This window comes from Paracoccus pacificus, assembly GCF_042680785.1.
GTDB classification, from domain to species: domain Bacteria; phylum Pseudomonadota; class Alphaproteobacteria; order Rhodobacterales; family Rhodobacteraceae; genus Paracoccus; species Paracoccus pacificus.
This window is the reverse complement of the sequence record NZ_JBHUEN010000023.1, coordinates 1-5827: the sequence shown is the minus strand read 5'-3', so window position 1 is coordinate 5827 and position 5827 is coordinate 1. Positions and strand designations below refer to the sequence as shown.

The window sequence follows — 5827 nt, the reverse complement described above, 5'->3', positions numbered from 1 at the left end:
AACCGCGTGGCGAAGGGCGCAAGGCAACACGCTGTCTTGCGCGATCCTGATCTGCTGATCGCGCTCTTGGCCTATCAGTTGAGCCACGATCTGCAATGGCGCAGCCCGCTTGGGCTATCGACCGAGGACATACCGAACTGGCCGACAACGGCAGCGGAAGGCTATGCGCTGGATGATCGCCTGACCACGAACGCGCCGCCCGACATGCATGGCAAAGACCTTGCCAAATCCTTCCGCGCCTTCCGCAAGAAAGGCGAGGATCACATTCGTGGCGAGTTGGCCCGCAATCTTGCGGCCCATTATCGCGGCGGTTCCGATGAATTGCGCGCATTGATCGACAAGGACACGAAGCCCGCGATCCGCGAGGTCTGGACCCCCACGGCGGCGAATTTCTTCAGCCGCGTCGGAGGCCCCTATCTCAATGATCTGTGGCGCGATCTGCTGAACCTGAACGAAGAGCACCCGACCGCCACCACATTCGCCAAACTGAAAAAGTCTGAGAAGGCCGAAATGCTGGAAGCCCTGTTCCGCGATCCGGTGATCCGCACCGCGCGCGGCGTCACCGAGGTGCAGGAGGCCCGGATCGCCGCATGGCTGCCTGAGGGCATGGAATGACCAAGGCGGGGCGCGCGCAAGCCGCGCGCCCCGTCCCATTACGGAGGATCGATCAATGACCGATAAGTTCAAGCAGAGCGACTATCAGAAGGAAAAGGCATGGCACGGGCTGTCATGCGGCTGTGGCGGCGGATACCGCGTCGGCCATGCCCTTGGATGCCCGGACGCGACCCGCGAAGACAATCTGTCCTGGCTGGCCGGCGATCTGGCCCGCGCCGAGGCGGCGGGCGATCAGGAGGAAATCGCCGATCTGCGCCGGATCAGGGCCGAGATCGAGCGCCTGCCAACCAAATATGTCGATTGAGGCTGAGCCATGCGCTTCATCAAATCGACCCGCCACCCCTTCATCGATACCGCCCGCAAGCAGAAGGCTGAACGGGATGCCATGCCGCTCCTCGCGGCAGAAATCGCCGCCGGCCAGCGCAGCGCTGACGATGTGATGCAGGCCCGAGCGGAAAGCTGGGCTGTGGGTGAAGCACGCACGCGGCAAAGGCGTGCGGAGCGATGGCGGCAGGCCCGCCGCGAAATCGACGCCACGCGTCCACCTGACCCCTTTCCTTCTGCGACGAAGGTTCAACTGGCCCCGCCTTGTGTGGGGTCTCTTTTTGCGAGGATGCCTTTGATTGCCCTGGCCGGCCCCGGTTATGGGCCGGGGACTGGCCAGGCCCGTGCGCTTCGCGCCGAGACGCGCCGGCGGCGCGTCAGCGCCGATCGCGAATAGCTCGATGGACCGCATCAATGTCCGCCGCCAGCGTGTGATCGCCAATGGCATGGTTTTTGATCAGCTCGATCAGCGCATCATAGATCTCGGTCCTGACCCATCCGACTGCTTCCGCCTGGTCGACCAAAGCAAGGAATTTGGCCTCAAGGCTTTCCTGACAATCGAGGTCCCGATCAGCATAGGGTCCGAGCTTGCGCGGGCCGGTCAGTTGGTCAGTGGGTTTTTGGGGTCCGGCCATCAGCGTTGCTCCGCGACCGGCGATCGCCACAGCTCTTCGCCATCTGTCGTGCGCAGCGCCCGGATCGTGACATGCGCGCCAACCGGAGTCCGCGCCAACGTGGCCAGTGCGTGAAGAACACGCTGACCCTCGCCTGCCACAAGCTGGATTTCACTGCCGTCGCTGGTTTCCGCGATCAACCGGCCTTCCATGGGCAAGGTCATTGCTGTGGCTCCCTTGTCATTCGGTGACGTAATGCACGCGTTCCATCGGGTCACCGCCGCCACGCACATGCGCGCGGCGCCACGTCAGCCTTCCGTTCCTGGCCAGAAACAGATGACCCCGGACCCAATGGGCCGTCCTGACCGATTGTCCCGCCGTTTCACTTGCCTGGTGCGCGTCTCTTTCCGCCCGCCCTGCCTTTGACAGTCGGATGATCGAGGGTGCAAAGCGTGGCGCCCTGCGGTTCGCGGCCGCGAATGCTTTGGCCTCACTCTTCCGCAATGGTCGTGGCGCATCGCGGTCAAGAATCTTCGGTCGCGCCAGGGCAGCACAGAGCACCGCAAAAACTCCCCCGATCCGCAGGGCTTTTTCGATCTCGCTATTCATATGGTCCTCCTGTGAGATGCCTTCGAACTCGGCCATTCGCTCATAGAGCTTCGATATCGGCGTCTTGCTGCAGGACACATTGCCGTCGCGATGAAACACCACTTCGGTTCCGCAATATGTGGGTAGCCAAGGTTTGCTCTCGTGGAGCAGCTGCATCTGGAACACCTTGATGCCATCGCCCTCATCCGTCACCAGCGCACCATAGGTGATCTCGCCCTTGTCTTCGACAAAATCAAATATGGCCTCCACCCAGACCGAGGGGAACGGCATCCGGGTGTTGGCGATCGACAGGAAATAATCCTCGACCGTCAGATTCATCGCCAGATCCCGAAGATAGGCATGTGCGTATCTGTCCAGGATATAGGCCTCGCCATCGAGTATGCCGTCCAGCGTATCTCGTGCAAAGCTTGGATCGTCATTCCAGCACAAGAGGGATTTCTTGCCCTGTAACTCCTTCAGCACCACGTCGCGAAGAGATCGGAACGGTGGGCGGGTGTCGTGTTTCATGCGCAAAGACCAAAGATGAGAGATGTAAACAGGCACGGACATTACGAATATAGGCGCGTTTCGTCAGAAGTGAGTCTGGGCGTCTGCCCGCAAGCGGGCATCGCGTCCTAGTCCGGCTCAGGCCGGACCCAAGCCAGTCAGGGCGATGCGCCCGGCTGCGGCGCCTGCGGTCCGTCTCGTCCCGAGCCAGATCCTCGCCCGCCGGTCCGGGGCGCCCTGCCCCGCCCGTCTCGGCCCATTCGGGTCACGGCCGCTGACGCGGGCTGGCCTTCAGACGCCTGCGTTCCCAACCGGATCATGGGGCAGCTTGCGCCGCCCCTGCCAATCCTGGTCCGTCTGTTCGGATGCGCCAAAATCTCTCGTGCAGGACCATATTGTGGCGGTCATAGCCGGGCGTAGTGAGCCCGGCAGCATTGCGGTTAAGCCGGAGACGGGCAGCCGGTCCCGTTCTTGCCGTCTTTCTCGCTCGCGGGTTGCGCGGTCGCTTGCTGTCGTGGCCAACCCGGTCCTTACCAGCGAAGGCGTTTCTCATCGATGAAATATGACAGGGCAGCGCGCCGGACGGCCTTTTGAGGCCCGCTAATGGCGGGCCACGGCTTGATGTCATTTTTTGGCCTTCAATGACGAATTTCCCCTGGCCAGCGGCCATTCCTCGCGGAAGACAAATTCCTCATTGACCGGCGCTCTTCCTGCCCTGTCCCGGAAATTTCATCGAAACGCCAAGCAGGAAAGGAAAACCAGATGGCCTTTGATACCATGAAGCTCCGCGTGAAAACCGGCGAGAAAGACGGCAAGAATTTCTGGGACAACTGCGGTGTCCTCTTCATCAACCGCAACGACGCCGGCGAAATCACCTCCATCCAGGTCCGCCATAACATGTTCCCCGGCGTCGATATGGTCGCCTTCCCGAAACGGGAAGACGACCAGGAGTAACGGCAGGGGCGGCGAAAGCCGCCCCTTTGCCGTTCCATCCAGTCGCTCGCGCGGGCAGCCTGCGGCCAGGAAGATCGATGGAGGCCCGTCTGCCACGGGCCACGCCAGCCGGGGGATTCGGACGACGCCGAACGCCCCGGCTTTTTCCTGGGCCGCGTTCCGCAGCCGTGTCGGGAACCGCTGGTTCCCCCGTTCAAGGGCGCGGCGGCTTGACGGGGCGAGGGGTGTCCCCGGCCTTCCTCCGCCTGACGGCTCCGTGCAGGCCGGGTGATCCCCCTCCCCTCGCCCCTACGGCCGACCCTTGATCGGGTCCCCCTCCTGCCCTCGCCGGGAGGCAGGGTTTCAGGAGAGGCGCGCAGTTCCCGCGTCCTCGCCAGAAACCCCGCCCGATCATGGGCACCCCGACCACGGCAAAGGCCAAGGCGGGACCGTCGCAAGAAAGGAGGCCACACATGGCTGAATATCGCTTGGGATCGTCATCCCTCGTTCATACCCCCGGCCTGATCGCATGGGCGTTGAACGGCTATTATTTCGAGGAAGACCGGCCCGAGATTCTGGGCGTCATCGCCGCCACCTATCCCGGTGTCCCGCGTGAGGCATTGGAACAGGTGCTGCTGCGCAAGATCGATTATCGCGTCGAAGGCGAAGCCGTCCTGTTCACCGTGGAGGCTGACCATGCCCGCGCGTGAACCCGGTCACCCCATCACCATTCATTGCCCGCATTGCGGAGGTGAGAGCATTCTGGCCGACGCCTGCGCCCGCTGGAACGTGGAAATGCAGCAATGGGAACTGTCCAACGTCTTTGACGATACGACCTGCGACGATTGCGGCATCGAGGTCTGCGCCATCGAGCGCCCCGTTCAGGAGGGCGCTTGATGGCCCAGTTCGATGTTTACCAGCATGTCACTGACCAGATCATTGCCAGCCTCGAGGCTGGCACCCCGGTCTGGCGGAAGCCATGGACCGGCGATGCCGGCGGCATCCCCTTCCCCCGCCGCAGCACCGGCGAGCATTATCGCGGCATCAATATCCTGATGCTCTGGGCGCAAGCCGCTGAACATGGCTATCGCAGCGCCCATTGGTTCACTTATCGGCAGGCTCAACACGCTGGCGCTCAGGTCCGCAAGGGCGAGAAATCGGCAACGGTCGTCAAATACGGCACCGTTGAGCGCACCGATGCCGAAACCGGCGAAGAAAAGACCATCGGCTATGCCAAGGCCTATCGCGTCTTCAATGCCGAGCAGATCGACGGCTTGCCCGAAGACTTTCACGCCAAGCCCGTTGAGGCCCCGCGCGATCTCGGCACCGAAACCGATCCGGCGCTTGATGCCTTCTTTGATGCGACCGGCATCGAGCGGCGCACCAGCGAGCGGCCAGAAGCTTTCTATGATGTGGCGGGCGATTTCATCCACATGCCGCCCGTCGCGACCTTTCATGACGCCGCCGGGTACTACGCCACGCTGGCCCATGAATCATGTCACGCCACTGGCGCTGTGCATCGGCTGGACCGTTTCAGCCGGTTCAACGGGCGCACGGATCGGGCATTCGAGGAACTGGTGGCCGAACTGGGGCAAGTTATGGTTTGCGCTCAACTCGGCCTGACGCCTGATTTCAAGCAATCGGCGGCCTATATCGCGTCGTGGCTGCTGGCCTTGAAACACCACAAGCGGATGATATTCAAAGCCGCGACGGAGGCCCAGAAAGCCGCCGACTGGCTCATGAAAACTGCACCCGCCGGGATGATCGAGGAAAGGGCCGCCGCATGAGCGGCCCCGCCCACCTGCCCATCCTGACCTGCCGCAAATGCGGCAGCGTCAACCCGCTGGTGTTTCTCGCGCCCGTGACCCTGCACCGCGACCCGGTCGGAACCTGTATCTGCATGGACTGCGCACAGGCGCGCGGCTGGCTCGACCGCGACGGCAACCTGAAACCCGGCATCGAACTTTAGAGGGTGACGCCATGATCTATGAATTGCGCGACCATCCCGACGATTTGCCAATTCTCTGCAAGTCACTGGCCGAAGCGCGCAAGCGCGCCCGTGCCCGCGCTGCGCGTTTTGGCATCGGAGTTCTGATCTATGAACGGCTAAACGCCCACCACGGCATAGTTTGGAATCTGGGCCGTGGGCTCGATCGGAATTGCCTGCGGACTCGGCTATCTTAGGTCATGTTGACAAATGGCGGATCCAGAGACGGATGGACGTGATATCAATGAAGCCGAGGAAG

General features: G+C 62.5%; 11 protein-coding genes and 1 pseudogene. 9 read left to right on the top strand and 3 right to left on the bottom strand.

Annotated elements, in window-relative coordinates; genetic code table 11:
• From ACFSCT_RS09905 to ACFSCT_RS09895, 3 genes and pseudogenes are all read left to right on the top strand, one after another.
• Positions 1-615 (top strand): annotated as a pseudogene (locus tag ACFSCT_RS09905) (ParB/RepB/Spo0J family partition protein); the annotation flags it as partial.
• A 55-nt stretch (positions 616-670) separates the two neighbouring features.
• Positions 671-919, top strand: coding sequence for a hypothetical protein (locus ACFSCT_RS09900; RefSeq protein ID WP_379142373.1), 249 nt, complete (start codon positions 671-673; stop codon positions 917-919).
• 9 nt (positions 920-928) lie between these two features.
• Positions 929-1336, top strand: coding sequence for a hypothetical protein (locus tag ACFSCT_RS09895; RefSeq protein ID WP_379142371.1), 408 nt, complete (start codon positions 929-931; stop codon positions 1334-1336).
• Here the strand turns inward: ACFSCT_RS09895 and ACFSCT_RS09890 are convergent.
• From ACFSCT_RS09890 to ACFSCT_RS09880, 3 genes are read right to left on the bottom strand one after another with little or no spacing between them, the layout of a single operon-like run.
• Positions 1317-1574 carry a hypothetical protein gene (locus tag ACFSCT_RS09890; RefSeq protein WP_379142369.1) on the bottom strand — a complete coding sequence of 86 codons (258 nt, stop codon included), beginning with the start codon at positions 1572-1574 and terminating at the stop codon, positions 1317-1319. The genes ACFSCT_RS09895 and ACFSCT_RS09890 overlap by 20 nt on opposite strands.
• A complete protein-coding gene (locus ACFSCT_RS09885) occupies positions 1574-1777 on the bottom strand; it encodes a hypothetical protein (RefSeq protein ID WP_379142367.1) in 204 nt (67 codons plus the stop codon). The genes ACFSCT_RS09890 and ACFSCT_RS09885 overlap by 1 nt, the downstream gene beginning before the upstream one ends.
• A 16-nt stretch (positions 1778-1793) precedes the next feature.
• Positions 1794-2669 carry a hypothetical protein gene (locus ACFSCT_RS09880; protein WP_379142365.1) on the bottom strand — a complete coding sequence of 292 codons (876 nt, stop codon included), beginning with the start codon at positions 2667-2669 and terminating at the stop codon, positions 1794-1796.
• Positions 2670-3410: 741 nt separating this feature from the next.
• Here ACFSCT_RS09880 and ACFSCT_RS09875 point away from each other — a divergent pair.
• From ACFSCT_RS09875 to ACFSCT_RS09850, 6 genes are all read left to right on the top strand, one after another.
• A complete protein-coding gene (locus ACFSCT_RS09875; protein ID WP_379142363.1) occupies positions 3411-3602 on the top strand; it encodes a hypothetical protein in 192 nt (63 codons plus the stop codon).
• A gap of 452 nt (positions 3603-4054) precedes the next feature.
• Positions 4055-4291 (top strand): hypothetical protein, encoded by a 237-nt coding sequence (locus tag ACFSCT_RS09870; protein WP_379142361.1) that lies wholly within the window; start codon positions 4055-4057, stop codon positions 4289-4291.
• The gene (locus tag ACFSCT_RS09865) at positions 4278-4478 is read left to right on the top strand and encodes a hypothetical protein (RefSeq protein ID WP_379142359.1); all 201 of its coding nucleotides are present in this window, start codon (positions 4278-4280) and stop codon (positions 4476-4478) included. The genes ACFSCT_RS09870 and ACFSCT_RS09865 overlap by 14 nt, the downstream gene beginning before the upstream one ends.
• Positions 4478-5368 (top strand): ArdC family protein, encoded by an 891-nt coding sequence (locus ACFSCT_RS09860; RefSeq protein ID WP_379142357.1) that lies wholly within the window; start codon positions 4478-4480, stop codon positions 5366-5368. Before ACFSCT_RS09865 ends, ACFSCT_RS09860 begins: the two co-directional genes overlap by 1 nt.
• Positions 5365-5550 (top strand): hypothetical protein, encoded by a 186-nt coding sequence (locus ACFSCT_RS09855; protein ID WP_379142355.1) that lies wholly within the window; start codon positions 5365-5367, stop codon positions 5548-5550. Before ACFSCT_RS09860 ends, ACFSCT_RS09855 begins: the two co-directional genes overlap by 4 nt.
• An 11-nt stretch (positions 5551-5561) precedes the next feature.
• Positions 5562-5765 (top strand): hypothetical protein, encoded by a 204-nt coding sequence (locus tag ACFSCT_RS09850; protein WP_379142353.1) that lies wholly within the window; start codon positions 5562-5564, stop codon positions 5763-5765.
• Positions 5766-5827 lie beyond the last annotated feature (62 nt).

Coding starts and splice junctions, on each gene's coding strand:
- ACFSCT_RS09900 (WP_379142373.1), top strand. CDS start 671: ATGACCGATAAGTTCAAGCAGAGCGACTATCAGAAGGAAAAGGCATGG.
- ACFSCT_RS09895 (WP_379142371.1), top strand. CDS start 929: ATGCGCTTCATCAAATCGACCCGCCACCCCTTCATCGATACCGCCCGC.
- ACFSCT_RS09890 (WP_379142369.1), bottom strand. CDS start 1,574: ATGGCCGGACCCCAAAAACCCACTGACCAACTGACCGGCCCGCGCAAG.
- ACFSCT_RS09885 (WP_379142367.1), bottom strand. CDS start 1,777: ATGACCTTGCCCATGGAAGGCCGGTTGATCGCGGAAACCAGCGACGGC.
- ACFSCT_RS09880 (WP_379142365.1), bottom strand. CDS start 2,669: ATGAAACACGACACCCGCCCACCGTTCCGATCTCTTCGCGACGTGGTG.
- ACFSCT_RS09875 (WP_379142363.1), top strand. CDS start 3,411: ATGGCCTTTGATACCATGAAGCTCCGCGTGAAAACCGGCGAGAAAGAC.
- ACFSCT_RS09870 (WP_379142361.1), top strand. CDS start 4,055: ATGGCTGAATATCGCTTGGGATCGTCATCCCTCGTTCATACCCCCGGC.
- ACFSCT_RS09865 (WP_379142359.1), top strand. CDS start 4,278: ATGCCCGCGCGTGAACCCGGTCACCCCATCACCATTCATTGCCCGCAT.
- ACFSCT_RS09860 (WP_379142357.1), top strand. CDS start 4,478: ATGGCCCAGTTCGATGTTTACCAGCATGTCACTGACCAGATCATTGCC.
- ACFSCT_RS09855 (WP_379142355.1), top strand. CDS start 5,365: ATGAGCGGCCCCGCCCACCTGCCCATCCTGACCTGCCGCAAATGCGGC.
- ACFSCT_RS09850 (WP_379142353.1), top strand. CDS start 5,562: ATGATCTATGAATTGCGCGACCATCCCGACGATTTGCCAATTCTCTGC.